Here is a 26,935-nt window from a genome sequence, read left to right on the forward strand (position 1 = left end):
CCTAGGGTCTTTCGTTGGGATCACGCCGGGCTCGCGGGGCCCTGCACCGCACCTCGCCGCGTTGTCGTCGGTTGCCAGGGCTCCGCCCTGCCGCCCTCCTCCGCCTTGCGATGCACGGCACCGGACCCCCTCCCTGATCCGGCCTGATCCAGACGAAAGACCCTAGCCCGCCGCCCATCTCCGGGGCAACGGAATTCGGCCCCGGGCAGCGCGGCCCGAGTGCCTCGTCGGACTCGGGCGGGCTCTCGGCAGGACCGGGGACCGGCCCCGCCCTGGCACGTCCCGCGCGCCGCGCGGGTCAGGAGCCCGAGCCTGCCGACGGGGCGCCGAGGAGCCGGCGGGCCGCGTACTCCACGTACTCGTGCAGTCCGTAGGCCAGCGCGAGGGCACCGGCCGCGGCGAGGACCACCGTTCCCGCCAGGGCGAGGGCGGCGGCCCACCGGGCCCCGCCGCGCGGCGCGGCGGGCTCCGGCCGGAGCAGCGCCTCGACGCGCCGGGGCACCGGCCCGCTCGTCGCCGACAGCAGTGGAGAGCCGCCGACGCGGTCGTGGGCCGCGCCCGCCAGCGCGGCGCGGGCGAGGGCCGCGGCGGCCACCCGCCGGTCGCCCACGGCCACGGCCGCCTCCTCGTCCGCCCACCGCTCCAGGTGGAAGCCCAGCGCGTCCCGCAGCCCGCGCAGCGCGGGGTGGACGACGGCGGCGAGGTCGCCCACCGCCGACAGCAGGTGGTGGCGCCCGGCCAGGTGCGCCCGCTCGTGCGCCAGGAGCACGGCACGCTCGCCCGCCCGCAGCGACCGCACCATCCCGGAGGTCACGACGACCCGGCCGGGGCGCCCCCGGCGTCCGGGAAGCGCGAAGGCGTCCACGTCCCGTCCCGGGACGACCACCAGGTCGCCCTCCGCGGTGCCGCCCTCCGCCGACAGCCACGCGCGCCTCAGCAGCCAACGGTGCCGGAGCCGGCGCCGCACCAGCAGCACCAGTTGTCCGAGCAGGACCGCCCCGGCGGCGCACGCGAGCGGCACCGCGGCCGGCCACGCGTCCAGCACCCGCGCCAGGGACAGGTGCTCCAGCGAGGCGAGGAACGGTACGTGGAAGAGGCCGACCAGCGCGGAGAGGGTCCCGCCGGCCAGCAGGACGGCCGAGCCCGTCAGGACCCAGCACGCCCCGCGCGGCGGCAGCGCCGCGGCGAGACGCCCGGCGACGGCCGCCCCGCCCCACGGGAAGGCGAGGGTCAGGACGACCGCGACCAGCACGTACGTCACGCGGAGCCGTCTTCCATGTCCTGGAGGAGGCGGCGCAGCGTCTCCTCGTCACTCTCGGACAGGGACGACACGAAGCGCTTCAGCACCAGTTCCCGCCGGGGCTCGCTCTCCAGTTCGCGGCGCATCCGGCCGGCGACGAGCCCGGCCTCGTCCGCCACGGGCTCGTAGGCGAATCCGCGTCCCGCCGGCATCCGCCGCAGGGTGCCCTTCTCGTGCAGGCGGCCGAGGATGGTGGCCATGGTGGTCCTGGCCAGCCCCGTGTCGAGCGCGGCGATGACCTGCTGCGCGGTCATCGGCTTGCCCGCCTGCCAGAGCACCGCCAGTACGTCCGCGACCAGTTCGCCGTGCTGACGCCTCTCGGGCCGATGCTTCTCGGACACTTCCCCTCCCGTCCTCCGCCACCCCGGGCCGGCCCCGGGGCAGCCGGCGCGGCCACCGGAACGGGCCTGCCGCGAGCGCTGCCATGGCAGGGCCAATGTACCGCCGGGCGTGACGACCCCGCCGGGTCGCTCAGGGGGGCGGCCCCGGGGGCCCAGGGGGGTGGCCCCGCCCGCCGTCGCTCCGGGCAGGATGGCCCCTGCCGGCAGTGACCGCCGCGACATCAGGGAGACCCCGCATGGCCGACCACCATCCGTACCGCATCGCCGGCAGGAGAGGGGACCTGACCCTGATCTGGCGGCGCGGCGAGGGCGACGCGCCCGACGCGCTCGCCGTCGGCGAGGACGGGAGGCTCCTCGCGTTCGCGGACCTCCCGCCCCTGCGCGAGCACTGTGACCGCAACGGCTGGACGCTCGTCCCGGACGGCGAAGCCACCCTCGATCTGGTCGACGTGCGGCTGTGGGTCCTGGAGCAGCCGGGCCTCGGGCCGGTCTCCCCGGGGCTGCTGCTGGACGCGTGGAACTTCTTCGAGGACCTCGCCCGCAGCCTGCGCACCGGCCCGCGCCTGCCCGCCCAGGGCCCGGTCCACGACAGCGCGTACGAGAAGGTCTTCGGCGGCGGCGCCCTCGATCCGGCGGCCGGCGAGGGAGCCTGGACCGCGCGGGAGACGGCGGCCGTCCGCGCGCTCCTGCGGGCGGGACTCGACCTCTGGGAACACGCCACACGCCCGCCCGAACACTGCTGCGCGGGGCTCGTGGGCGGCGGCGTCAGCGCGGGCCGGGCCGGAACCGGCTCGGCGGAACCCCGAAGGCACGGGTGAAGGCGGCGGTGAACGCGGCGGGCGAGGCGTAACGCAGTCGGCCGGAGACCTCGGTGACGGAGGCCGCCCGCAGCAGGGGGACGGCAGCCAGCAGCCGGGCCCGCGCCCGCCAGCCGGCCGGGCTCTGCCCCGTCTCCCGGCGGAAGCGCCGGGTGAAGGCGCGTTCGCTCAGGGCCGTCCGCGCGGCCCAGTCGGCGTTGGTGACCGTGACGTCGGGAGCCTCCAGGTAGGCGCGGCACAGCGCCGCGAGGTCGTCGGAGGCCGGCAGCCCGATGTGGAACGACAGCGGCGAGAGCGCGGCGATCTCGTGCAGCAGCAGCGCCGCGATGTGTCCGGCCCGCCCGGACAGATCGTACCGGGGCTCGAACTCGACGGCGGCCAGCAGCAGTTCGCGCAGCAGTGGGGGGACGTCCACGACCGTGCAGGCGGCCGGCCACCACGGCACGGTGCTCGGCTCGATGTAGAGGCTCCGGGTGCTCACCTGGAGCATCCGCACGCGGTGCCGGGTCGCGGCCGGGATCAGGAGCGCGCGCTCGGGCGGGACCGTCCACGAGCCGTCGGCGGTGTCGACGACCATGACGCCGGTGGCGCCGTAGAGGAACTGCGCGCGCCGGTGCTCGTGCCAGTCCAGGAGCTGACCGGGCGCGTAGTCGGTGCCGATCGGCAGGACGGCGCGGTCCACGTGGTCCACGTCGGCGAGGGGGACGTTCTTCACCCCTCGCATGCTAGGGGCCGAGACGCGAAGGAATGACGCCGAGCATCGCATGCGGGAAGGGGCGCGCGGCTGGTGGGGTGGACTCCGTGGATCTCGCACTGTTGCTCGGTATCGGCGTCCTGACCGGAGTCACCACGGTGCTCTTCGGTTTCGGCGGAGGGTTCGTGACCGTCCCGGTCGTCCTGTGGGTGGACGCCGGCCTCGGCCCGGACGCCGTGCGGGTGGCGACGGCCACCTCGGCCGTGGTCATGGTGGTGAACGCCGGCTTCGCCACCGCCGTCACCCCTCGCCACCTCCTCGACCGGCTGCGGGGCAGCGGCGGGCTGGTCCTGCTGCTGGCCGCCGGTGCCTCGGCCGGCGCGTTCGCCGCCCTGCGCGCCCCCTCGGGGCCGGTCCGGTGGGCGTTCGTCGTGTACGTCGCCGTCACCCTCGCCGACCTGCTGCTGCGCCCGGGGTTCCTGCGCGCCCGCGCCGAGGAGACGACGGGCGGGCCGGAGCCGCTGCGGGCCTGGGTGGGGGCGCCGATCGGCGTGGTGGCCGCGTTCCTCGGTGTGGGCGGCAGCGTGCTGACGGTGCCGGCGATGCGACGGGCCGGGCACACCATGCGGGTGGCGACCGTCCTGGCCAATCCGCTCACCCTGGCGATCGCGCTGCCGGCCACCGTGGTCTCGCTGGCCGGTGCCGTGGCTCCCGCCACCGCGCGCCTCCCGGCGCACCTGGTCGGCACCGTCGACCTGCGCGCGGCAGCCCTCCTGCTGATCGGCGCACTGCCCGTGATCGCCGTACTGCGCCGCCGGCCGCCGCGGATCACCGACCGTACCCACGCCTGGGCCTACGCGGCGCTGCTCGCGGTCATCATCCTGGCGATGCTGCCGGCGCGGTGACGAAAGCGTGTCCCCCGGCCGCCGCCGACCAGGCGAACAGTCATCGGTCGAACAGCGTGGGAGATCTTCACAGTTGGCGACTCCTCGCTGTCACGCGCCGTCGGCGTGAGCCGCATTCACCACCACGCGCTCCCTCGTTCAGGTGACCCGGAAGGGCGGGTCTTGAGGCGGGCGCGACGGCCCTGAGTTACTGGACCCATCCAATCGACGGGCAGCCCGTTCCGACCGGGGAGCGTGGTTGCGGCGCGGTCCGGTGCCCTTCACACGTGGGGAGGGCGCGGGTCGGCCGCTCTCACGATGGGCATCTCCGACGGGGTTGGATGGCCGGCCGGTGTCACTCGTGACACCGGCCGGTTCGTTGCCGGGCCCGTGTCGCCCATGGCACGGGCGGGTCGGTCGCCGAGCCCGGGGACACCGCGAGCGCGCGCCGGTGGTACGCGGTCACCACCACGCACACCTTGCCCCCGGAGATGGTGAGGAACGTCTTGTCAGGATCTCCACTTTGTGGGCTACTTGAGAAAGCGAACCGGCGGGCCGCCCATCCCACGACCGGGGATCACGGTAAGGGCGGCGTCTGCCGGTTTTCCTTCTGTGCGCGTGAGCGAACTCCCTCGGCGCGCACCGCGGTCGTGTCGCCCCTCCCCCGTGAGAGCCCTCCTCCGGAGGTTGCCCGGCCGTTTCCCGGTTCCGCCGTGTCCCCGTTCCCTCCCTCAGCGAGGAGTTCCCTCATGCCCCTCTCTCCGAACCAGGGTTCCACCGGCGGTGGCACCCTGGTGACCATCACCGGAACCAACCTGACCGGCACGACCGCCGTCACCTTCGGCACCAAGCCGGCCAGTAACGTCACGAACGTCTCCCCGACCCAGGTCACCGCCGTGTCCCCCTCGGGCACCGGCACCGTCGGAGTGACCGTGACCACCGCGGGCGGTACGAGCAACCCGGTCCCGTTCTTCTACGTCGGGGCCCCGTTCAAGTCCTCCCTCGGCCCCACCTCCGGACCGCTGGCCGGCGGCAACACGGTCACCGTCAACGGCGTCGGGCTGGCGACGGCCTCCAGCGTGTCCTTCGGCGCCAACACCGCCACACCCACGGTCGTCTCCGACACCCGGCTCACCGTCACCGTCCCCGCGGGCGTGGCGGCCGGCCCGGTCGGGGTGAGCGTGACCACCGCGGGCGGCACCAACAACGGCCTGTCCTACACCTACGTGGACGCCCCCACGATCACCTCCGTCAACCCCACCTCGGGGCCGACGTCCGGCGGGACCGGGGTGACCATCACCGGCACCAACCTCGACACCACCGACTCGGTCACCTTCGACGGCGCCCCGGCACCGTTCTCCGTGGTGAACACGACCACGCTCTCGGCGGTGACCCCGCCCGGCGCCGCCGGCGCGGTCGACGTGGTGGTGACCAACGCGGCCGGCTCCGACACGGCCGCCGACGCCTTCACCTACGTCGCCGCTCCCGGCATCTGATCCGCACCTCCTGCCGCCCGGTTCGCGCCGGGCGGCAGTCCTGCCCCGGCCACCGCCCTTCGAGCGACGGTTCCCGCTCCGCCCCGGCCCGGCCGCCTGGTCCGCGGCCGTCGGACGTCCCTCGGCCGCGGTGCTCCCCCGGCCCGGCCGGCACCGGTGACGGGGCGGGCCTCGCCCAGGCTGCCCTAGGAGCATCCTCATGCCGCCCACGATCACCAGCATCACGCCCACGCAGGGGCCCACCACCGGAGGCACCCCCGTCACCCTGACCGGCACCGGGATGACGGGGTCCACCGGCGTACGGTTCGGCAGCACCAACGCGACCTCCTTCACCGTCAACTCGGCCACCCAGATCACCGCCGTGAGCCCGCCCCGCGCCGCGGGCGCGGCAGCGGTGACGGTCATCCACCCCACCGGCAACAGCAACTCGGTCACCTTCACCTACGTCGTGGCACAGGTGCCGGTGGTCACGGGGGTGACGCCCGCCGGCGGGCCGACGGCGGGGGGCACCGGCGTCACCCTGACCGGCACCGGGTTCACCGGTGCCACGGCGGTCTCCTTCGGCGGAGTACCGGCGACGTCGTACCTGGTCGGCTCCGCCACCCAGATCACCGCCGTGACACCCGCCGGCACCGCCGGGGCCGCCGTGGTGAGCGTCACGACGCCGGGCGGCACCAGCGCCCCCGACACCTACTTCTTCTACGCCGCGCCCCCCGTGCTCACCGCCGTCGCCCCGGCCCAGGGCCCGACGGCGGGCGGCACGGTGGTCACCCTGACCGGGAGCGACCTGCTCAACGCCACCGCCGTCCGGTTCGGCTCCACCGACGCCGCCTCCTTCACCGTGGTGTCGGCGACCCGGATCACCGCCACCTCCCCACCGGGCACGGGCAGTCCGCCGGTCACGGTCGTCACCCCGGGCGGCACGAGCAACCCGGTCGCCTTCGCCTACGTCGCCGCGCCCACCCTGACGGCGCTCGTACCCGCCTCCGGTCCGACGGCCGGGGGGACGGTGGTCACCCTCACCGGCACCCACCTGGCCACCACCTCGGCCGTCACCTTCGGCGGAACGCCCGTCTCCTTCACCGTCGTGTCCGACACGCAGCTCACCGCGGTCGCCCCCGCGGGTCCCGCCGGACCGGTCACGGTGGCCGTCACCACCGCGGGCGGCACGGGCACCGGGCCGGCCTACACCCGGGTCGCGGCTCCCGGCATCTGACCCCGCCGACGACGCGCGCACCGCCCGTACGGCACCCGTAGGGCACTCCCACTCGGTCGGCCGACGGCCTTTCGGGCCGCTGATCCAGGCAGGTTACTTCTGGGCGCAGCGTCCCTGGAGGGGCCGGGGACCCGGCCTAGCGTGAAGCTCCACGGCGCCCGCGCCCCGCGGGCCCGGTGAGAGACAAGGAGCCGAACAGATGAACATCACACCCCGCAGGGCGAGATGGGCCGTCGCCGCCGCACTGGCCGCCGCACTGGGACTGGCCTCGCCCGCCTGGGCCGTGGCGTCGAGCACCACGGTGACGGCCACTCCCCCGTCCGCCGAGGTGAACACCCCGGTCCAGCTCCAGGCCACCGTCGACTGCCCCGCCGACCCCACCGGCGGCCTCGGCGTCACGTTCTTCGACGGCGGCGACCTGCTGGACACCGTGCCGGTGAACGCCAACGGCCAGGCCGCCTACACGGCCACCTTCACCACGACCGGCTCCCATACCATCACCGCCGCCTACAACGGCAACACCGACTGCGACGCCTCCAACGACACCACCACCGTCCAGGTCACGGCGGCTCCCACCCCGCCCGCGCCCCCGACCCCGTCGCCCGGCCTCTGCTTCCTGGTCTGCGGCGGATTCATCAACGTCGGCGACATCACCACCAACGTCAACACGTCCACCCACACCTACTCCCTCCAGAACGGCTGGCACCGGCGTTGATCTCCTGAGCCCGCGTTCCGGCGAGGGCGGCGGCACGCGCGGCCTCGCGAGGACGGGTGAGGGCGGGGCCGTCCTCGACGAGGCCCGCTGCCGACGTACGCCCAGGTCGGCCAGAGGCCGCGAGGCAGGCAAACCGCGGAAGACAGCCCCGCCGGCCGTGTCCGACATGCACCAGGCAGCGGCTTCCGGCGCTGCGGTGACGCGCAGCCCGCGCCCGGAGCCGCGTTTTGCCCGGGCGCCGGTGGTGACTCGAGTGGAGGACATCCCCGTGCAACGAGGTGAGAACCATGCTGGTGCTGGGTCTCCTGCTCATGGCGTGCGCCGCCGCCTTCGCAGGCCTGCTGATCGCGTACAACCTGTCCGGGGGTCCGGACTACACCGTGACCCTGCTCGGAAGCGATCCGTTCACGATCAACACGCTCGGAGCGTTTCTCGGCGGTATCGCCCTGACGCTGATCTTCGGCCTGGGCATGTGGATGCTCCTCGCCGGAATGGCGATGGCGCGTCACCGCAGCAAGCGGAACCGCCGGCACCGTGAGACCGCGCGGCAGGCCACGGCGGAGCGGGACGCGATGGCCGACCGCCTCGACGAACGGGGCGGGAGCACCGCGGGCGAACCGGCCGGGCACCGCCGGCCCGCCGTCCACCGGCCGCAGTGGCTGCGCCCGCACGGGCACTGACCGGGCGGCGGCAGCGGCCCGGGGCGCGGGCGGCTGACACCGTGCCCGCGCCCGGCCGGGCCCACCGCCCCACGGTTCCCGTAGTACGGGCCGCCGCTCCCCCGGCGGGCCGGCGGGCGCCGCCCCCGCGACCTCCCGACCGCGGGGGCGGCGCGCGGTAACTCTCCGGCGACCACGCCCGACGTTTCGTCGGTGGGCTCCGGCAGGGGCAGGGGGACCACCTTCTCGCCGGTCTCCTGGTGGACGGCGTGCGGGGCCTTCGGTCCGTCGGGGGGACCGGCGGACGAACAGGCGAATACCCTGTTCAGCGGGGCGCCGGGGTGGGGTTATCCCCCTGGGGCGGAGGGGGTCCGGCCCCCCGCGCGGTCTCCGGCTGACAGGCTGGTGACGCGGGGCCCGCCCTCGCCAGACTCTTCCGCATGACGCTCTCCCCCGACGCCACGGTCACGACCACCCCGGCCGCCGTGCGCCCCAGCAGATCCCGCCCGGACGCCGGCAGCGACTTCGCCCGGCTGTCGCGGCGCGTCACCGAGGCGGGTCTCCTGCGCCGGCGCCCCGGGTACTACGCGGTGCGCCTCGGTCTGGTGACCGGCCTGACGGCGGCGGGCTGGGCGGCCTTCGCCGTCCTCGGCGACTCCTGGTGGCAGGTGGCGATCGCCGCGTTCATGGCCCTGATGTCCGGCCAGGTCGCCCTCGTGGCCCACGACCTGGCGCACCGCCAGGTGTTCCGCACCCGCCGCGCGAGCGCGTTCTGGGGACGGCTCTTCGGCAACCTCGGCATCGGCATGAGCTACGGCTGGTGGATGAACAAGCACACCCGCCACCACGCCAACCCCAACCACGAGGAACTCGACCCCGACGTCGCCCCGGACATCCTGGTGTGGTCCACCGACCAGGCCCGCGCCAGCACGGGCGTGGCCCGGTTCGTCGGCCGCCACCAGGCGTTCCTGTTCTTCCCGCTGCTGACACTGGAGGGCTTCAACCTGCACGTGGCGAGCGTGCGGGCGCTGCGCTCGCCGACGCTGAGGCACCGCCTGCTGGAGGGCGCCCTGCTCTTCCTGCACCTGGCGGTCTACGTGTCCGCGCTCTTCCTGGTGCTCTCCCCCGGCAAGGCCGTGGCGTTCCTCGCCGTGCACCAGTGCCTGTTCGGCGTGTACCTCGGCTGCACGTTCGCCCCGAACCACAAGGGCATGCCCACCCTCACCGGCGACGACCGCCCGGACTTCCTGCGCCGCCAGGTGCTCACCTCCCGCAACGTGCGGGGCGGCCCGCTCACCGACGTCCTGCTCGGCGGGCTCAACTACCAGATCGAGCACCACCTGTTCCCGAGCATGCCCACCCCTCACCTGCGGCGGGCCCAGGTCCTCGTCCGCGCGTACTGCGCGGAGACCGGCGTGCCCTACCACGAGACGGGCCTGATCCGGTCCTACCGCGAGGCCCTCACCCACCTGCACCGCGTGGGCGAGCCCCTCAGGAGCCGGCGCGGGGCGGCGTGACGGCGGGACACGCGCCGGAGCCGGCCGCCCCGGGCCCCGGCGGAGACCGGGTTCCGGCGGCCGGTGCGTGCGTGCCCCCGGCGGGCGGGGCACGCTCCGGCCGCGGACACCCCTCGCGGCACCGTGCGCGGTACGCCGTTCCTCAGCCCTTCTTCACGACGCCGGACTTGAGCTGCATCGCTCCGAAGCCCTCGACCCGGCAGTCGATGTCGTGGCCGTCGACGGCGTCGATCAGCCGGATGTTGCGCACCTTGGTACCCGCCTTGATGCCCGACGGGCTGCCCTTCACCTTGAGCGTCTTGACGACGACCACGGTGTCGCCGTCCCGCAGTACGTTGCCGACGGCGTCCTTCACGACGCGCTCCGCGGTGCCCGCGTCCTCCGTGGCGCTCTCCGGGTTCCACTCGTGTGCGCATTCCGGGCACACCGCAAGGGAATTCATCTCGTAGGTGTACTCACAGGCACACTCGGGACAGGGGGGAAGGTTCTCCATCACGTCGTGAGCGTATCCAGACACCGGTGCGGTCGGCGAACCCGCGAGCGCTGACCTTCCCGCAGGTCACCACCGCCGGGCTCCCGCCGGGCCCGCCGCGCGCCGCCGGGCCGTCCCCGGGTTGGGCCGGGGCCGGGCGGGTGTCATGATGCTGGCGACCGACCTGTCCGACAACCGAGGTCCGGCCGCGCCCCGTTGCCACGCCGGAGGCGGGAGGACCGCTTGTACGTCCGGCTGCTGGGGCCGCTGGAAGTCCTTTCCGGCGACGGCACCCCGATCGAACTGAGCACGCCCCGGCTCCGGTCCCTCCTGGCGCTGCTCGCGCTCACACCGGGGCGTGGCGTCCCCGCGGACGTCCTGGCCGACCGGCTGTGGGGCGGTGAGGCGCCGCCCACGGCTCGCGCGAGCGTCCGTACGTATGTGATGCGCCTGCGCAAGGCGCTGCCCCCGGGCAGTGTGCGCACCGGCCCGGAGGGGTACCGGCTGCTGCTGGACGACACCGGCACCGACGTCGGCAGGCTGCGGGAGCTGCTCCGCCGGGCGCGGGCCCTCGACGGTACGGACCCGGACGGCGCGACCGGTCTGCTGGACGAGGCGGTCGGGCTGCGGCGCGGCACACCGCTGTCCGGTCTGGAGGACCTGCCCGCCCTCGCCGGGCCGCGGGCCGGCCTGGAGGACCTGCTGCTGACCGCCGCCGAGGAACGCTTCCGGCTCTTGCTGGACCGCGGGCGGCACGCCGAGGCCGTCGGCGAGATCGCCGAGGCCGCCCGCGCGCATCCGCTCAGGGAGCACCTGGCGGGGCAGTTGATGCTCGCGCTGCACCGCTGCGGCCGCACGGCCGAGGCGCTCGACGCGTACCGGTCGCTGCGGGACACACTGGTCGAGGAGCTGGGCGTCGAGCCCGGCGGCCCGCTTCGGCACCTGCACCGGGCGATCCTGCGGGGCTCCCCGGAGGCCGCCGCGCCCGCCCCGCCGCAGGCCGCCGCGTCGCCCGACGCCGGTGTGCCCACCGCGCCGACCACGCCGGCCACGCCGCCCGGGACGCCGGCGCGCAGCCCCTCGTTCCCCGCCGCCCACAGCACCTTCGTCGGCCGCCGGGACGAAGTGGCCACGCTGCTCGACTGCCTGCGGGACGTCGACGTGGGCCCCGCGCGCTGTCTGATCGACGGCCCCGGGGGCGTCGGCAAGTCCAGCCTGACGGTGCGGGCCGCGTCGGCCGCCGCGGACCGGTTCCCGGACGGGCTCCTCTACGTCGATCTGTGCGGCGCCGATCCGCGCCGCCCGCCGCTGGACACGGTCGACGCGCTGCGCGCGCTCCTGGCCGACCTCGGCGTCGCCCACGAGCTGCTGCCGGCCGACGCCGCCGCCGCGGTACCGCTCTACCGGCGGCGGCTGCGCGGCCGGCGGATCCTGGTCGTGCTGGACAACGCGTTGACCGCGGAGCAGGCGGCCCCGCTGCTGCCCGACGCGCCGGGTTCGGCCGCGATCGTGACCAGCCGTGCCCCGCTGCTGGGGGTGGACGGAGCCCGCCACCTGCACCTGGACGTGCTGGCCCCGGAGGAGGCCGTCGCCCTGGTCCGCACGGTCTGTGTGGGCGCGCCCGAGCCGGCGGCCCCCGGTGAGTGGGAGGAGCTGGTCCGGCTGTGCGGGCACCTGCCGCTGGCCCTGCGCATCATCGCCACCCGGATGGCGGCCCGGCCGGACTGGGCGCTGCGGGACTGGATCGCCGCGCTGCGGGACGAGCGCGGGCGCATGGACGAACTGGCCGTCGCCGACCTCGACCTGCGGGCCGGTCTGATGGCCGGCATCGAGCAGCTCGCGCGCAGCGGGAGCACGGCGGACCGGGACGCGGCGCGATGGTTCCCCTACCTCGGGATCTCGGCCGCCGCCGGCTACGGGCCGGAGTCCCTGGCCGCGCTCACCGGGGCGGCGGAGGACCGGGCGGCGGCGGCCCTGGAGCGGCTGGTGGACGCGCAGTTGGTGACGAGTCCGCGGCGCGGCGCGTACACCCTGCACGATCTGCTGCGGGCCGCCGCGGTGTGGCAGGCGGCCCGGTTGCCCGAGCCGGTGCAGCGGGCGGCGCTGGTGCGGCTGGCCTGCTGGTATCTGGGCACCCTGCACGGCGTCAACCGGGTCCTGGTCGAGGAGGGCGAGTACGAGGAGTTCCACCGGCGGACCGCCGCGCGGTTCGCCGCGGGCATGACGTTCTCGGGTACGCGGGAGGCGCTGGCGTGGGCGGAGCGCAGTCTCGGCGACGTGATCGCGCTGGCCGAGCAGCTCGCCGCGCCGGAGTACGACGACGGCGAGGGGCTGCCGGACACCGCGAACGGCCGCGCCGCGCTCTCCACCTTCGCCGTGGAGTCCTGCCGGGCGCTGGAGCGTTACCTCACCGTCTCGCACAACTGGCGTGCTCAGGAGCGCCTGTTGGGCACCGCACAGCGGGTCGGTGAGCGGCTGGACGACGGCTACGCCCGCGCGGTGGTCTGCGCCCAGCTCGGCAAGGTGGCGGGCCAGCGCGGAGAGTGGGAGACGGCGGTCGCCCGGCTCCGCGAGGGGCAGCGGCTCTTCCTGACGGTGGGGGCGGTCACGGAGTCCCTGGTCCCGCAGGCGAACCTGGCGCCGTGTCTGGTGTCCCTGGGCCGGATCACCGAGGCGATCGAGGTGTCCGAGGCGGTCATCGCCGCCCGCCGCGACCGTGGGCCGAGCGGCTCGCTCTGCTCGCTGCTCAACAACCTGGGCCACTGCTACCTGCACATCGGCGATTTCGCGGCCGCCGAGCGGGCCCTGACCTCGGCCGTGGAGTCGTTGTCCGCCATGGAGGCCAAGACCGTCTCGGGCGGTGCGTCGACGGCCTACTACCGGCTGTCGGCACTCGCCGGGCTGGCGGAACTCGGCCTGGCCACCGGCGACTTCGAGGCCACGGTGCGGTGGGCCGAGCAGGGCCTGGAGCACGCGGCCGAGGCGTCGGTCAACGTGCTGGAGGTCGCCCGGCTGCATTCGATGCTCGGGGACGCGCTGCACGGGCTGGGCCGGGACGCGCCGGGCCGGGCGGCGAAGGAACGGTCACGGGAGCTGATGGAGAGCCTCAACTCCCGTGAGCGCGTGGACCTGGAGGTCGACAGCAGGGCCGGGGGCGAGGCGGTGTCCGACTGACGGCGGTCTGCCCCGCCGACGGCGGCTGCCCCCGCCGGTGGCGGCCGAGGCCGCCGCCGGCGGGGAGGAAGCCGGCGGCGCCGCGCTCACGCCTTCCCGTCGTAGAGGGCCGTGCAGCCGTACTTGACGCCCTTCTTCACCACGCAGCCGCGGAAGCGGATCTTCGTTCCCTCGGGCAGGTTCCTCGTCTTGCGCACCTCGACGGGCGCGGTCCTGCCGGAGGTGGAGACGTTGATCCCCTCGCCCGTCGACAGGACGATGGCCTCGCCCTGGATGGCGTACCCGTCGGACCGCGAGTCCCTGACGTACAGGGAGTCGCCGAGGGAGTTCACGCCCCAGTCCCCCGGGTCGGCGTTCCACGTGACCGTACCGGCCTTCTTCCCGTCGATCTTGACGTGCACGTACCCGCTGAGCTTGTTCTTGTGCTGCTGGTAGTCACCGGTGACGGACAGGGCCTGGGCCGGAGTGGCGGTCACGACGGCCAGCGCGGCGGCAGCGGCGGCCGTGGCGGCGGCATACGTACGGAGCTTCATGTTCACCTTGTGTCCGAGTGTGTGGGAGGAGCGGCGCGAGGGGGCCCGGCGGGCCGGCTCAGTGGTAGCGCTGGAGGTGGTGGGTGAAGGCGCCCGCGGACTGGCAGCGCAGGACCCACGGCGTGGACAGTTCGAGCGAGGCCTTCTCGCCCTTGCAGCCGAGCGACGTCCGGTAGGTGGCGATGGTGCGCCACGACGCCGTGATCCCCGCCTCGGACGCGGGCGCCGCGGAGACCGCGCTCCGGTGCGCGGCCGGGGCCGCGGCCTGCGCCGTGGCGGGCGCGGCCAGTACGGCGACGGAAGCGGCGGCCAGCAGGCCACCGGCCAGACGCGTGCGGATCTTCTCGGGCCGGCTCATGGGAATCCCTTCGTCGGTCGTCGCGGGGTCGCCGGAGCGTCCGAGGAGGCCGCCCCCGTACGGCCCCTCGCCGGCTTCCCCGCCACAGCGGATGCCGTGGTGTCCCACTGTGCCGACGCGGCGTGGCAACGGCGTGGCATCCGCGTGGCACCGCGCCCCGCCGCCGTGGCACCGGGCCCCCGGTTCTGCGAAGAGGCCGCGCCCTCGACCCGGTCCTGATGGAATCCGTGCATGAGCGAACCGACCATCACCTTCGAGGATCACGTCCGCTGGGAGCAGTGGCTGGAAGAGCACCACGAGAGCGCGGCCGGGGTGTGGGTGCGCATCCCGAAGAAGGCCACCGGCCTCCCGGGCCTCACGTACACCGAGGCCCTGGAGGTCGCCCTCTGTTTCGGGTGGATCGACAGTCGGCGCGACAAGGTCGACGACCTGTACTGGCGGCAGCGCTTCACACCGCGGTCGAAGAAGAGCCCCTGGTCACAGGCGAACCGGGAGCGGGCCGAACGGCTGGCCGCGCAGGGCCGGGTCCGGCCGGCGGGGCAACGCGAGATCGAGGCCGCCAAAGCCGACGGACGGTGGGAGGCGGCCTACGCCTCGCAGAGCAGGATGGCCGTCCCGGACGACCTGCGGGAGGCCCTCCTGCGAGTCCCCGAGGCGGCGGCATTCTTCGCCACCCTGAACAGCAAGAACCGGTACGCGATCCTGTACCGCGTACAGAGCGCCAAGAGGCCCGAGACACGTGCCCGGCGGATCGAGAAGTTCGTCACCATGATGGCGAACCACGAGGTGCTCCATCCATGACGCACGCCTACGGTCACGTGGTCACCCAGGCAACGGGACGACCCGAAGGCGGCCGTCACTCCTCGGTCGGCATCGGCGCCGGCTCGGCCTCCTCCATGCGGCGGTCGGTCCAGTACTGCTCCACGTCACGTTGGTCACGCTGCACATCGGAGGTCGAGGTGTCGCCCCTGGGCTCCGGCGGCGAGACGGGTGACGCGGACGTGTCCTGGCGAAGTGCCACGACGGTGAACACCGTCGCCGCGACGCCTGCGGCGACGACGAGGGCGCGGACGCCGAAGCGCTTCATGGGGGCGGCCTCCTTGGCGGGTGCGTAGCCGTACGGGAACGGCGCTCACCCCGCCACGCTACTGGCAGCGCGGCGGGGCGCACACCGTTCGCCGAACCTCAGGTGACGGAGCCCTGGTCGTCGAACATCTGCTTGACGCTGTCACCGAAGTAGGAACTCCGGTTCACCCCGGCGGAGTCGATGGTGCTCGTGACCCCGTTGGTCTGGCCCAGCCCCGAGGACTCGCTGAACTCGCGCATCCACGGGCCGCCGCTGGAGCCGCCGCCGAAGTCGCAGCCGAGCGCGAGCTTGCCGCCGGAGTTCGAGGTCCGGCCCTGGCAGTACCACTGGAGCTGGCCGTTGTCCTTGTTCCCCGGGTAGCCGTTGATCGTGACGTCCTGCTCCCGCGAGTAGTTCCAGCTCAGCCCGTTGCCGCCGGTGCGGTTGACCAGCTTGTCGCTGCCCTGCGGCCAGGTCGTCACCATGGCGACGTCCCAGTCGAAGCTGCCGTCGTTGATCCAGCCGTTGAAGGTGCGCATCTGCTTGGCGACGAAGGTGCCGTAGGGCTTGTCGCCGTTGCGGTACTGGGGAACGTACGCCCAGTTCTTCATCCAGTCACCGCCCTTGCCCTCGTGCACGCAGTGGCCCGCGGTGATCGCCATCTGCTTCGATCCGCTGTTCAGGGCGCTCGCCGAGCAGACGTAGTTCTTGCCGTCACTCGGTTTGGTGAAGAAGACCTTGCCGGCGACGGAGGTCTCGACGAGCTTCGCCCTCATCTCGCCCGAGGGGGCGGCGGCCGGGGTGGAACCGGGCGGGCCACCGGGCTGCTCCGCGGTGCCCGACGATCTCCCGGCACCGGGCTCCTCCGGCGTCACGGGGATGGCGTTCCGCATGCGTTCGGGCGTCCAGTACTCCTCCACCTCCTCGGCGGCACCGAGGGTGTCGATCCGGGCGCCGTCGGCCGCGACGGCCGGGGAAGCGGTCGTCCCGTGGGCGTCCTGCGTCCGCTCCGGCTGGGCCGAGGCGGGTGCGGTGGTCGCGAGGACGACCATGGCGGCCGCGGGCAGGGAGAGCAGCACATGCCGAAGTAATCGCACCTGAGTTCACCTTTCGACAGTCCGATTCACTCTGAGGCGCACCACGCTAAGTTCGCCGGCCCACACGCGAAAGATCGCCTGCCCCGCGCGCGCGACGACCGGCCGCGTACGCACCGCGGTGGGGGTGCCGTGAGCAGCGCGGACGGCTCGGCGAACGGTCTTGGTGAGACGTAGGACACAGACAGGTCCGCAGTGGTCGGCCAGTCACCTCGGCGGGATGTCACCCCGCTGCGGGCAGGGGAAGCGGCGCCGCGCGCCTCAGGAGGCGATGCGCGCGTGAGCCACCGTCACCGCGAAGTCCCGTCGAGGCGCGGTCGTCACGCAGCCTGGCCGAACGGGGCGGGGTCGTGTGCTCCGGCAGTCAGCCGCTCGTGGGCGGCGCGGTGGTCGCCCGCCGGAAGTCGGCCGGTTCCAGCAGCCGGCTGACCGCCAGCCCGGCGAGCAGGCCCCAGAACGCCGACCCCACGTTCAGGAATTGCACGTCCGCGACCGTGACAAGGAAGCTCACGAGCGCGCCGAAGGTGCACGCGGAGCCGAACGCCGCCGTGAACGCGGACCTGAGTGCCGGGAGCATCGCCAGACCTCCGAGGGCGGCCACGAACGCCTCCGGCATCGCCGTCATCATCCGTACGAAGCCCGGGGCCAGAAGTCCGAAGACGACGGCCAGCACACCACAGAGGATGCCCGAGGTGTACCGCCTCGTGCGGCAGCCGGACGCAGTCAGCAGGGCGTTCGTGGGGCCGGTGAGGCATGTGGACACGGCTCCCACGACGGAGGCGAGGAGGGACCAGACGCCGCAGAGCACCGTGGCGATGTTCATCGGCGGCCGATGGCCGGCGTCGGTCAGTACGGCCATGCCCTGCCCGTTCTGCACCACAAGCACGGTGATGGCCAACGGCACCACCAGTTCCAGCATCGCGCCCGAGGACCACTGCGGTGCCTGGACCACCGGTGCCGCCAGCCACCCCGCGCCGGGCACCGCCCGAACGTCCCCGGCGACGGCGACGGCCACGGCGCCCACGAGTAGCGCACCGAGCACCGGTGGCATCCAGCGTCCGACACGCGCATGGGCGCTGAGCAGCAGGAACGCGGCCACCATCGGCACGGCGAGGACGGCCTGTCCCTCCACCGCCCGCACCAGATCCGTACCGAATGTGAGGAAGACCCCGGCGACCATCGCCATCACGATCGGCATCGGCAGCCACGACATGACGCGGCGCACCGAGCCGGTCAGTCCGAGGACGAGGATCAGCGTGCCGGTGACGACGTACGCACCGACGACTTCCGGCCACGACAGATGGTTCAAGGACGTCCCGACCACCACGGTTCCGGGGATGGTCCAGAAGAACGCCAGCGGCTGACGGTAGAGCCAGCAGGCCAGCATGGTCAGCAGCCCGTTGAGGAAGAACACACCGAAGATCCACGAGGCGATCTCGGCCTGTGAGAGCCCGCCGCGGGTGCCTTCGGCCAGAATCACGGCGACCGGCCCGGTCATCGAGAAGACCGCCGCGACGACACCGTTCGCCGCGTACAGGGCGCCGAAGTCCGCGGCGACGCGCCGCGGTCCCGGCGGAGGCCAGACGGGACGTTCGAAGCGGTGCTCACCATCCTTCCGCTGCGGCGGGGCCGAACGGCCGGCGACCTCGACAGGGGTGGTGGGGGCGGAGTCGGACGGCACGGTTCTCCTCACTCTCGTTGCTCGCCTTCCGGAAACGTCCCGGCGGGCGGGATTCCGACGGGCGGGATCCGGCACTCGTGCTTCCGCCGGCGCCGGCCGCTCGTCAATGCCCGTGCAGTGGCACGGAGTCCGGTACTGATGGGAACGTGTTGCGCGCCGGCGGCCGGCCGACGAGGCGGCTACCCGACTCCGGCAGTGGGTGCACGTGTCGCCGTCGGTTCACCCCGCCCCCGCCGGCGGACCGCACCGTGATCGGCCGACGGGCGGCTCGACGGTCAGTCCTGCGCCGGCACCTCCCGGAAACGGGCCGCCAGCTCGCTGCGCGAGCGGATGCCGAACTTGGAGTAGACGTGCGTCAGGTGGTACTGGACGGTCTTGACGGAGATGAAGAGCTCCACAGCCGCCTGCTGGTTGGTGGCGCCGTCCGCGACCAGGCGGGCGACGGCCTGCTCCTGCGGGGTGAGGCGGGCCAGGCCGGGGGTGAGGCGGGCGGTGTGCAGGCCGCCGGCCTTGAGTTCGCGGTCGCAGCGCTCGACGTAGGTGCGGGCGCCGAGCGCGGCGTAGGCGTCGCGGGCGTTCTTCAGGACGGTGTCGGCCTCGCGGCGCTTGCCGGCGCGGCGCAGGGTCTGGCCGTAGGCGAAGTTCACGCGGGCGCGGTCGTAGGGGAGGGGGAGGTGTTCGAGGTGGGCGAGGGCCTGCTCGAACTCCTTGCGGGCGGTTTCGATGTCGCCTCGGGCCGCGGTGAGCCGGCCGCGGGCCAGACCGAGGCGGGCCATGGCGGAGCGGCGGACACGGCGGGCGGCCCGGTCCTCGTGCGGTGCGAGGAAGAGGTCGGCTTCGTCGAGGCGGCCGGTCATCACCAGGGCGTTGGTGTACACGTCGGGCCAGGGCCAGAAGCCCGGCTCGTCCACCGACAGCCGCTGGGGCAGGTGGACGAGCGGCGACAGAGCCTCCACGACGCGCTCGTAGTCGCCGCGCGCCTCGGCGACGTGGGCTCGGGCCAGGCAGGACGGGATCAGCATGACCTCGTAGTGATGCGGGGCGGCGTGGGCCTCGCCCACGTGGTGCTCTGCGGCCTCCCAGTCGCCCCGGAGGGCGTGGATCTGCGCCCCGGTCCAGTGCACCAGCGGCCGGCACAGCTCGATGCGCACCTCGGCGAGGTGGACGGCGGCCCGCTGCACGGTCTCCAGGGCCTCCGGCCAGGCGCCGAGTGCGAGCTGGGTGCGGGCCAGCCAGCCCTGCGCCCACAGGGAGATACGGGTGGAGCCCATCCGGTAGCCCGTGGGCACGGCCGCTTCGAGCGTGCGACGGGCGCCTTCCGGGGCGTCCAGGGCGAGGTCCACCCAGCCGCGGCCGAGCTGGAAGCGCTGGGACTGCGCTCCGCCGGGAAGTTCGGCGGCGGCCGTCTCGTAGGCGGCCAGCGCTTCGTCGGGCTGCCCCATCGCGGCCAGGCCGAGCCCGAGCACGGCCTGCGACTCGATGGCCGAGGGGTCGTCGGGGTCCGCCAGCTCGATGGCCCGGCGGGCCCAGGCGACGAGGTCGCGGCCGTCGAAGCGGGCGAGCGCGTGCAGGACCCGCCGCTGGCAGATCCTGGCCATCAGGTCGGCGTGCCGCGCCGGCTCGCAGCGTTCCCACGCCTGGGCCAGGAAGGTGTCGGCCTCGGCCGGACGACCACGCATGATGGCGAGGTAGCCGAGGACCGCGCCCCGCAGGATGTCCGCGGGGAAACTCTCCAGTTCCGCGGCGAACGCCGTGGCCTGTGGCACGTCGCCGGCGGCGATCATCGCGTCCACGGCGCGCAGCAGCCGGTCCTCCCGCACGGCTCGCACGCTGCTCAGGCGGCCGGCCCGCACCAGGGTGTCGGCCACGGTGGACCACTCGCCGGCCGTGGCGCGTTCGGCGGCGTACGCGTCGAGTTCGCCGGCCAGCACGTCGTCCGCCGTGCTGGTGGCGGCGACCCGGTGCGCGAGCCGACTGCCGCGGTCCGCGGTGACCTCGACGGCGCGGTGGTGCAGCTCGGCGCGGTGGGTGAGCGGGATACCGGTGAGAACGGCGGCCCGCACCAGAGGGTGGGTGAAGGACAACTGGGCGCGTCCGGGGTCGATGGTCGCGGTGAGCAGCCCTGCCGCTCGTGCTTCGTCGACCGCGGGCAGGGCGTCGGCGACGCCGGCCAGTTCGGTGGCCTCGGCGAGCGAGGCGTCGTCGCCGAGGACGGAGCACGCCTGGACCAGCCGGCGGGCGCTCTCACCGCATTGGGCGAGCCGGTGACGGACGGCCGCGGCGCAGCGGGCGGGCGCGGGCAGTTCGGGCCGCCAGTCGTGCCAGGTCTCGCGGGGCAGTTCGCCCAGCAGTTGCGTGAGGTGGCGGGGGTTGCCCAGGGTGTGGCGGCACAGATGGCGGGCTGCGAGCAGGTCCAGGGTGAGTCCGTGGACCTCGCAGGCGAGCGTCCGGACGTCCTCGGCGGTCAGTGGCCCGGGCCGTACGGCGGCGTCCCGGCAGCCGTCGAGGAACTCCAGGGTGCGCAGGGCCGACAGTGGCAGTTCCTCGTGCGCCCCGCGCGTGTCGTACAGCTCGTGCGGTTCGTTCCGCGCGAGGAGGAGGACGAGCAGCCGTTCGTTCGACATCCGGCGCACCGTCGACCGGATGGCGCGCAGGCTCTCCGCGTCCGCCCAGTGGGCGTCGTCGACGATCACCACCAGTGGCTCCGTCTCCTGCGCGGTCGTCCACTGGCGGAGCAGAACGCGGGAGGTGGCGAGTACGGCGTCCGGGGCCGTGGGGTCGGGCGGAAGGGTGCCGGTGCCGCGGGCGCGGACGAGTTGGCCGGCGATGCCGAGCGGCAGGTCCGACTCCCACGCGACACCGGTGACGCGCAGCACACGGGGCGCGGGTCCTTCGGCGCGGCCCTGGTGGACGCGCAGGGTCTGCTCCACCAGGGCCGTCTTGCCGATGCCGGCCGGTCCCTCGACGAGCACCAGGTCGGGAGCCCCCGCGCAGGCGGAACCGATCGCGCGGGTCAGCGCGGCGACCTCGCCGGCCCGCCCGATCAGACTTCGCCGCAGCTCAGGGCGGTCATTCATGGGCGAGCACGCTAGCACCGCCGCCCAGGGGCCCGGGGACGGAGGCGGCCGGGGCGGAGGCGGGCACGGCGGGCCGGCGCGGGACGAGGCAGGTCACCAGGACGCCGACGACGGCGACGCCGGCGAAGACGTGGAAGGCGTGGCGCGCGGAGAGTCCCGAGCTCATGAGCGCCCCGCCCACGAGGGGGCCGCCGATGCCGCCGAGCCGGCCGAATCCGGCGCACCAGGCGACTCCGGCCGCGCGGGCCACGGTGTCGTAGTAGGTGGAGACGAAGCCGTAGATGAGGACCTGGGTGCCGATGGTGCCCACACCGGCGACGGCGATCAGGGCCAGCAGGAAGCCGAGCGGCAGTCCGGCAGTGAGCAGGCCCAGGGATACGGCGGCCAGCACGAACGTCGTGGCGATCACCCGTCGCGGGCCGAGTCGGTCGGCGGACCGGGAGGCGATCAGGCCGCCGGCGATGGCACCGCCGTTCAGGGTGAGCAGGAAGAGGAGGGCGTACGACTGCCCGAAGCCGCTCTGTCCCATGATCTCGGGAAGCCAGGTGGTCAACGCGTAGGTGAGCAGCAGGCCCGAGCAGCTCATGAGGCCCAGGAGGAAGGTGGCCGGGGCGTAGCGGCGGGTGGCGAGGGCGGCGAAGCCCACCTTGGCCTTCGCCCCTGACGCCGCCTCGCCAACGGCCGCTCCGGGCAGCGGCACGCCCGTGCGCTCGGCGACCTGACGTGCGCGTACGGGCTTCCCACGGGCGAGCAGCCACGTCGGGGACTCGGGCAGCCGCAGGACGGCGAACGGGAGGAGCAGGACGAGGGGTGCGGCGCCGAAGAGGAACAGCAGGCGCCAGCCGTCGCCGTCGGGCGCGAGCAGTGCCAGGAGGGCCGCGAGCACGCCTCCGGCGGGGATTCCGCTGTAGACGATCGCGTTGTACACGTTGCGGCGGTGGGGTGGGGCGAACTCGGCGATCAGGGCGCCGGCGGTGGCTACGAGCGCGCCCACCCCGATGCCGGTGAGGAAACGCAGGGCGCCGAAGACGGTCATGTCGGTGGCGAACGCGCTCAGCCCCATGCCGATCGAGAACCATGCGATGCCGGCCAGCATGACGCGGCGTCGTCCGAGGTGGTCGCCGACGGCGCCGGCGACCAGAGCGCCGATCATGACGCCGATGAGCGCGTAGGAGCCGAGGGCGCCGGCCTGGGCGGGGGTGAGGTGTCCGATCTGGCTCGGGTCGCGGAGGAGGACGGGGACGACCGTGCCGTAGACGACGAGGTCGTAGCCGTCGAACACGAGGGTGGCGGCGGTGATGGCGACGATCCAGCGCAGGGTGGCCCGGTGCCGTGGATCGGTGGTTCTGAGCCGCGGAGTGTTCATCGGGGGACTCCGTGTTCGTGTGAGGGGACGGGGGTGTCTCCGCTGGGCGGCCGGCCCGGGGGGAGGTGGCCGGGCAGCGGCGCGTGGGGAGGTGATCTGCCTCAATCGGGTGGGGGAAGCAAGGTGCGAGGGGCGGGAGTGACGGTCAGCCGAGGTCGCCGCCGGCCACGGGGAGCACCGTCCCGGTGATGTAGGACGCCTCGTCGGAGGCGAGGAAACAGATCGCCGCGGCCTGCTCGTCGAGCGTGCCGTAGCGCTTCAGCAGGGAGGAGGTGAGGGTCTGGTCGATGTGGGCCTGGAACCACTCCTTATCCCGGTCGTTGCGCGGCGCGGGCGTGCCCCGGGAGATGTGGCGTGGGGGTGCGTCGGTGCCGCCGGGTGCTGTCGCGACCACACGGATTCCGGCGTCGGCGCACTCGAAGGCGAGCGCCGCGGTGAGCGCGTTGACGCCGCCCTTGGCCGCGGAGTACGGGATGCGGTGGATGCCGCGGGTCGCGCACGAGGAGACGTTGACGATCACGCCGTGTCCTTGCCGCGTCATGGTCGGCAGCACCGCACGGCAGGACCACAGGGTGGTCATCAGCGAGCGGGTGATCTCCGCCTGGATCTCCTCGGCCGTGAACTCGGTGAAGGGTTTGAAGTTGATCGCGCCGCCCACGTTGTTGACCAGGACGTCGATCCGGCCGTGGTGCTCCCGCGCCGCGGTGATCGCGTCCTGCGCCCCGGTGTACGACTCCAGGTCGGCGGTCACGGCCTGTGCGCCCAGTCCGGCGGCCTCCTCGTGGACGCGTTCGGACCGGTCGACGAGGGTCAGCCGGGCGGACTCGGCGGCCAGTCGGCGGGCGACCGCGAGGCCGATGCCCTGGGCCGCGCCGGTGACCACGACGTTCTTTCCGGTGAACCGCTCGCCATGCACGCTCACGCCGCCTCCGCCGTGGTGCGTACGGCGGCCGGGGTGAACTTCTCGTAGTGGAAGCTCGCGGGAACGACGCCGAGGGAGGCGATGTGGCCGCGTACGGCCTCGACCATGGCGGGCGGGCCGCACAGGTAGACGTCCACGTCGCCGTCGTGCAGCGTGCCGGTGTCCATCAGCCCGGTGACGAAGCCCTTGTTGCGGGCGGTGCTGGAGGCGTCGGCGACGCAGTGGTCGAAGGTGAAGCCGGGGATGACCTCCGTGTAGTCCTCCAACGTGTCCAGGTGGGCGAGGTCCTGGTCGGTGGTGACGCCGTAGAGCAGGTGGACCGGATGGGCCAGGGACCGCTGGGCCATGCGTTCCAGCATCGACAGCAGGGGCGCGAGGCCGGTGCCGCCCGCCAGCAGCAGGCTGGGGCGGGAGAGCTCTCGCAGGTAGAAGCTGCCCATCGGGCCGGTGAACTCGACGCGGTCGCCGACCTTGGCCCGCTCGGTGAGGTAGCCGGACATCACGCCGCCCGGGACGATGCGCACCAGGAACGAGATCTGCCGCTGGGCGGGGCCGGAGCTGAAGGAGTACGCGCGGGCCTGGTCGGTGCCGGGCACGGTGATGTTGACGTACTGGCCGGGCAGGAAGTCGAGGCCCTGCCGGTTGTCGACGTCGAGCGTGAACTCGACCGTGGTGGCGGAGTGCCGCCTGAGGTCGGCCATGGTCGCGGCGAACGCGGCCGGGCCGGTCTTGGCGGCGGCCGAGGAGGAGGGGATGCGCAGGACGAGGTCGCTGTGCGGGGTCATCTGGCAGGGCAGGCAGTGGCCTGCTGCCGCCTCGTCGTCGGTCAGGGCTTCGTCGATGTAGTCGCCGCCGTCGTAACTTCCTGACTCACACAGTGACTTGCAGGTACCGCAGGCGCCGTCGCGGCAGTCGAGGGGGATGTTGATCCGGGCCTTGTAGGAGGCTTCGGCGACGGTCTCGTCGGGGCGGCACTCGATGAAGCGGGTGATGCCGTCCTCGAAGTTCAGGGCGACCTGGAAGGACATGCGGGGGCTCATTTCAGCGGTCTCGGGGGGGATCAGACGTGGTAGACGTCGACGACGTGGTGCACGTAGTCGTTCTTCAGGACGACCTTCTTGCGCGTGATGAGCGGCTCGGGCCCCGACAGGTCGAGGGTGTAGTACGAGGTGCCGAAGTACGTGTCGACGGCCTGGTAGCGGTAGTAGAGCGTGAACCAGTTGAAGCGCACGTCCACGGTGTCGCCGTCGCGGCCGGTGATCTCGACGTTGGTGATGTGGTGGCCGGTGCGCGGCTCGGGCAGGCTGGTCGCGCTGGAGCGGTCGGTGCGGATGCGGAAGACGCGGTCCTCCAGGCCGGCCCGGTTCGGGTAGTAGATCAGGGAGATCTCGCGCTGCGGGTCGCGGGTGAGCTCGCCGTCGTCCGCCCAGGCCGGCATCCAGAACTCGGCGTCCGGGTGGTAGCACTCCAGCCACTTCTCGAACTCGCGGTCGTCCAGGTACCGGGCCTCGCGGTAGAGGAACTGCCGGATCGCCTCGAGGGCGGTGCCGTCGATCGCCGTGGTCACTTCGCCTCCTCCGACTCCAGGGCGGTGCGCAGCATGTCGAGCCAGTAGCCGTGCTGGATGGGGTAGAGGCCCTCGTCCTCGGTGCACACGCCGCTGGCGATCGGGTTGATGCCGATCTTCTTGGCGTCCTCGTCGGGGCCGTCGATCTGGTGCACGGCGCCGCGGCTGAGGTCGTTCCAGGGCATGGACTCGGCGAGGTAGGTCATCTGGCAGGAGCGGAACTCCTCCAGGTCGTCCGGCGTGGCCATGCCGGTGGCGTTGAAGAAGTCCTCGTACTGCCGGATGCGGCGGGCGCGGGCCTCGGCCGGCTCGCCCTTGGGGGCGATGCAGTAGATGGTGACCTCGGTCCTGTCGACGGATATGGGCCGGAAGTGCCGGATCTGGGAGCTGAACTGGTCCATCAGGTAGACGTTCGGGTACAGGCACAGATTCCGGGAGACGCCGATCATCCAGTCGGCCTTCTCTTCCCCGAACTCGGCGGCCAGTTCGTCCCGCTTCTCGTACAGCGGCCGGTTGGCGGGGTCCAGCCACTTGGTCCACAGCAGCAGATGGCCGTGGTCGAAGGAGTAGAAACCGCCCTTCTGCTTGGACCAGCCGCCCGCGTCCATCGTCTTCGCGTCGTTCTTCGACTCGCCCGAGGTGCGGCGGGCCTGGGTGGCGGCGTAGTTCCAGTGAGTGGCGGAGACGTGGTAGCCGTCGGCGCCGTTCTCCGCCTGCAGCTTCCAGTTGCCGTCGTAGTAGTACGTCGACGAGCCGCGCAGCACCTCCATGCCCTCCGGCGACTGGTCGACGATCATGTCGATGACGACCGCCGCATCCCCCAGGTGTGCGGTGAGCGGCTTGACGTCCGGGTTCAGGCTGCCGAACAGGAACCCGCGGTAGGACGCGAAGCGGGCGACCTTCTTCAGGTCGTGCGAACCGTCGGTGTGGAACTGCTCCGGGTAGCCGGCCTCGCGCGGGTCCTTCACCTTCAGCAGCCGTCCGCTGTTGCTGAACGTCCATCCGTGGAAGGGGCAGGTGAAGGTGGTGCGGTTGTCCGTCTTCCTGCGGCAGAGCATCGCGCCGCGGTGGCTGCACGCGTTGATCAGGCAGTGCAACTCGCCCTGTTTGTCGCGGGAGATGACGACGGGCTGACGGCCGATGTACGTCGTGAAGTAGTCCCCGGCCTCGGGGATCTGACTCTCGTGCGCAAGGTAGACCCAGTTCCCCTCGAAGATGTGCTTCATCTCCAGCTCGAAGAGCTCCTCGTCGGTGAAGACACTGCGTCGGACCCGGTGAACACCGTTGTCCGGGTCGTCCACGAGGGCGTCTTCGAGGATGGACCGCGCACGGCTGAAGTCGGCCATGTTCCCCTCCCTTTCACCTCGACCGAGCCGGCCGACCTGGTCGGCGGCTTCATTGCCATTGCTTTGCAGCACCATGACAGCGCGGTGAAGAGTCGGCCCCAGACATTCCCCCAGGCTTGACCCAGGGGGGTATTGATATCGGCACCCTCTCAATACCCGCGAACCAGGTATTGGTAGCCCATGCGGTTCCCTCCCTACACTGAAGCGCATTCGAGGGCCCCGACAGGAAAGGGGCAGCCCGAGGGAAACCAGGCACGTTCGGCATTTCGCGGCCGTCGCCGACACGCGTCATTTCGTGAAAACCGTGGAACGCCCGCACATGGCCCACCCCGCTCCCCGGCCCATCCGCCGTCCGGGGACGGAACTGGCGTGGACCCGCCCACCCGCACGACCCGGCCTGGGGGTGACCGGCCCCCGCGTCGGCGCGGGCAAGGAGTTCGCCCGGGTCGTACGTGACCGTGGGGCTGATCCCAGGGCACGCTGCGCGCCGCGGCGCCGGCCTCCCCGCCTTCTCCACCCCGGCCGGCGGGGGCCCGCGCCTCGCCCCTCCGCCCTGAACGCCGAGGGAAACCCCCACCGGAGCCGCCGCACCCCCGTCGGCTCTCCCTGCGGCCGCAGGCTGTCCGGCGCTCCGCGCTC

General features: G+C 73.3%; 24 protein-coding genes. 9 read left to right on the forward strand and 15 right to left on the reverse strand.

What is annotated here, in order from left to right; genetic code table 11:
* Nucleotides 1–298: 298 nt before the first annotated feature.
* Nucleotides 299–1,261, reverse strand: a complete 963-nt coding sequence (locus VM636_RS01545; protein WP_030418914.1) for a M48 family metalloprotease — start codon at nt 1,259–1,261, stop codon at nt 299–301.
* Nucleotides 1,258–1,641, reverse strand: coding sequence for a BlaI/MecI/CopY family transcriptional regulator (locus VM636_RS01550; RefSeq protein WP_030418913.1), 384 nt, complete (start codon nt 1,639–1,641; stop codon nt 1,258–1,260). The genes VM636_RS01545 and VM636_RS01550 overlap by 4 nt, the downstream gene beginning before the upstream one ends.
* Before the next feature lie 236 nt (nt 1,642–1,877).
* Here VM636_RS01550 and VM636_RS01555 point away from each other — a divergent pair, with 236 nt between their 5' ends.
* The gene (locus VM636_RS01555) at nt 1,878–2,459 is read left to right on the forward strand and encodes a hypothetical protein (protein ID WP_234340360.1); all 582 of its coding nucleotides are present in this window, start codon (nt 1,878–1,880) and stop codon (nt 2,457–2,459) included.
* On the opposite strand, the gene VM636_RS01560 is transcribed toward VM636_RS01555, so the two are convergent.
* Entirely contained in the window at nt 2,407–3,174 is a 768-nt protein-coding gene (locus VM636_RS01560; protein WP_053912795.1) for a helix-turn-helix transcriptional regulator, read from the reverse strand. The genes VM636_RS01555 and VM636_RS01560 overlap by 53 nt on opposite strands.
* 86 nt (nt 3,175–3,260) lie before the next feature.
* Between VM636_RS01560 and VM636_RS01565 the strand changes: the two genes are divergently transcribed.
* The 6 genes from VM636_RS01565 to VM636_RS01590 all read left to right on the forward strand — a co-directional run bounded on the left by VM636_RS01565 (nt 3,261) and on the right by VM636_RS01590 (nt 9,640).
* Entirely contained in the window at nt 3,261–4,058 is a 798-nt protein-coding gene (locus VM636_RS01565) for a sulfite exporter TauE/SafE family protein (protein WP_338482989.1), read from the forward strand.
* 728 nt (nt 4,059–4,786) lie between these two features.
* Complete coding sequence (locus VM636_RS01570; RefSeq protein WP_030418909.1) at nt 4,787–5,533, forward strand: IPT/TIG domain-containing protein; 747 nt, start codon at nt 4,787–4,789, stop codon at nt 5,531–5,533.
* A gap of 199 nt (nt 5,534–5,732) precedes the next feature.
* Nucleotides 5,733–6,749, forward strand: a complete 1,017-nt coding sequence (locus tag VM636_RS01575; protein ID WP_338482990.1) for an IPT/TIG domain-containing protein — start codon at nt 5,733–5,735, stop codon at nt 6,747–6,749.
* A 199-nt stretch (nt 6,750–6,948) separates the two neighbouring features.
* On the forward strand, nt 6,949–7,464 hold the full coding sequence (locus VM636_RS01580; RefSeq protein ID WP_078855754.1) for an Ig-like domain-containing protein: 516 nt from the start codon (nt 6,949–6,951) through the stop codon (nt 7,462–7,464).
* A gap of 287 nt (nt 7,465–7,751) precedes the next feature.
* Nucleotides 7,752–8,144, forward strand: coding sequence for a hypothetical protein (locus VM636_RS01585; protein ID WP_030418906.1), 393 nt, complete (start codon nt 7,752–7,754; stop codon nt 8,142–8,144).
* A gap of 419 nt (nt 8,145–8,563) precedes the next feature.
* On the forward strand, nt 8,564–9,640 hold the full coding sequence (locus tag VM636_RS01590; RefSeq protein ID WP_053912796.1) for an acyl-CoA desaturase: 1,077 nt from the start codon (nt 8,564–8,566) through the stop codon (nt 9,638–9,640).
* A 142-nt stretch (nt 9,641–9,782) separates the two neighbouring features.
* On the opposite strand, the gene VM636_RS01595 is transcribed toward VM636_RS01590, so the two are convergent.
* Entirely contained in the window at nt 9,783–10,136 is a 354-nt protein-coding gene (locus VM636_RS01595; RefSeq protein WP_053912797.1) for a zinc ribbon domain-containing protein YjdM, read from the reverse strand.
* A 219-nt stretch (nt 10,137–10,355) separates the two neighbouring features.
* On the opposite strand from VM636_RS01595, the gene VM636_RS01600 reads away from it, so the two are divergent.
* Nucleotides 10,356–13,286, forward strand: coding sequence for a BTAD domain-containing putative transcriptional regulator (locus VM636_RS01600; RefSeq protein WP_338482993.1), 2,931 nt, complete (start codon nt 10,356–10,358; stop codon nt 13,284–13,286).
* Between the two features lie 86 nt (nt 13,287–13,372).
* Here the strand turns inward: VM636_RS01600 and VM636_RS01605 are convergent, their stop codons facing one another.
* A complete protein-coding gene (locus VM636_RS01605; protein ID WP_030418902.1) occupies nt 13,373–13,819 on the reverse strand; it encodes a hypothetical protein in 447 nt (148 codons plus the stop codon).
* Between the two features lie 58 nt (nt 13,820–13,877).
* Nucleotides 13,878–14,177: a hypothetical protein gene (locus VM636_RS01610; protein WP_030418901.1), complete on the reverse strand. Its 300-nt coding sequence runs from the start codon at nt 14,175–14,177 to the stop codon at nt 13,878–13,880.
* A gap of 231 nt (nt 14,178–14,408) precedes the next feature.
* On the opposite strand from VM636_RS01610, the gene VM636_RS01615 reads away from it, so the two are divergent.
* Nucleotides 14,409–14,978 (forward strand): YdeI/OmpD-associated family protein, encoded by a 570-nt coding sequence (locus VM636_RS01615; RefSeq protein WP_030418900.1) that lies wholly within the window; start codon nt 14,409–14,411, stop codon nt 14,976–14,978.
* Nucleotides 14,979–15,033: 55 nt separating this feature from the next.
* On the opposite strand, the gene VM636_RS01620 is transcribed toward VM636_RS01615, so the two are convergent.
* The 9 genes from VM636_RS01620 to benA form a co-directional block, all read right to left on the reverse strand.
* Entirely contained in the window at nt 15,034–15,264 is a 231-nt protein-coding gene (locus tag VM636_RS01620) for a hypothetical protein (protein WP_338482994.1), read from the reverse strand.
* A gap of 98 nt (nt 15,265–15,362) precedes the next feature.
* Entirely contained in the window at nt 15,363–16,340 is a 978-nt protein-coding gene (locus VM636_RS01625) for a hypothetical protein (protein ID WP_030418898.1), read from the reverse strand.
* Between the two features lie 361 nt (nt 16,341–16,701).
* Nucleotides 16,702–18,018 (reverse strand): benzoate/H(+) symporter BenE family transporter, encoded by a 1,317-nt coding sequence (locus VM636_RS01630; protein ID WP_030418897.1) that lies wholly within the window; start codon nt 18,016–18,018, stop codon nt 16,702–16,704.
* Between the two features lie 275 nt (nt 18,019–18,293).
* Entirely contained in the window at nt 18,294–21,095 is a 2,802-nt protein-coding gene (locus tag VM636_RS01635; RefSeq protein WP_338482996.1) for an AAA family ATPase, read from the reverse strand.
* Nucleotides 21,088–22,461, reverse strand: a complete 1,374-nt coding sequence (locus VM636_RS01640) for an MFS transporter (protein ID WP_338482997.1) — start codon at nt 22,459–22,461, stop codon at nt 21,088–21,090. The genes VM636_RS01635 and VM636_RS01640 overlap by 8 nt, the downstream gene beginning before the upstream one ends.
* Nucleotides 22,462–22,606: 145 nt before the next feature.
* Nucleotides 22,607–23,383, reverse strand: a complete 777-nt coding sequence (gene benD, locus VM636_RS01645) for a benzoate diol dehydrogenase BenD (RefSeq protein ID WP_053912803.1) — start codon at nt 23,381–23,383, stop codon at nt 22,607–22,609.
* Nucleotides 23,380–24,411 carry a benzoate 1,2-dioxygenase electron transfer component BenC gene (gene benC, locus VM636_RS01650; RefSeq protein WP_037857561.1) on the reverse strand — a complete coding sequence of 344 codons (1,032 nt, stop codon included), beginning with the start codon at nt 24,409–24,411 and terminating at the stop codon, nt 23,380–23,382. The genes benD and benC overlap by 4 nt, the downstream gene beginning before the upstream one ends.
* A gap of 32 nt (nt 24,412–24,443) precedes the next feature.
* Nucleotides 24,444–24,950 (reverse strand): benzoate 1,2-dioxygenase small subunit, encoded by a 507-nt coding sequence (gene benB, locus VM636_RS01655; RefSeq protein WP_030418892.1) that lies wholly within the window; start codon nt 24,948–24,950, stop codon nt 24,444–24,446.
* Entirely contained in the window at nt 24,947–26,296 is a 1,350-nt protein-coding gene (benA, locus tag VM636_RS01660; protein WP_030418891.1) for a benzoate 1,2-dioxygenase large subunit, read from the reverse strand. Before benA ends, benB begins: the two co-directional genes overlap by 4 nt.
* Between the last annotated feature and the right edge of the window lie 639 nt (nt 26,297–26,935).

It is taken from the genome of Streptomyces sp. SCSIO 75703 (genome assembly GCF_036607905.1).
GTDB lineage: Bacteria > Actinomycetota > Actinomycetes > Streptomycetales > Streptomycetaceae > Streptomyces.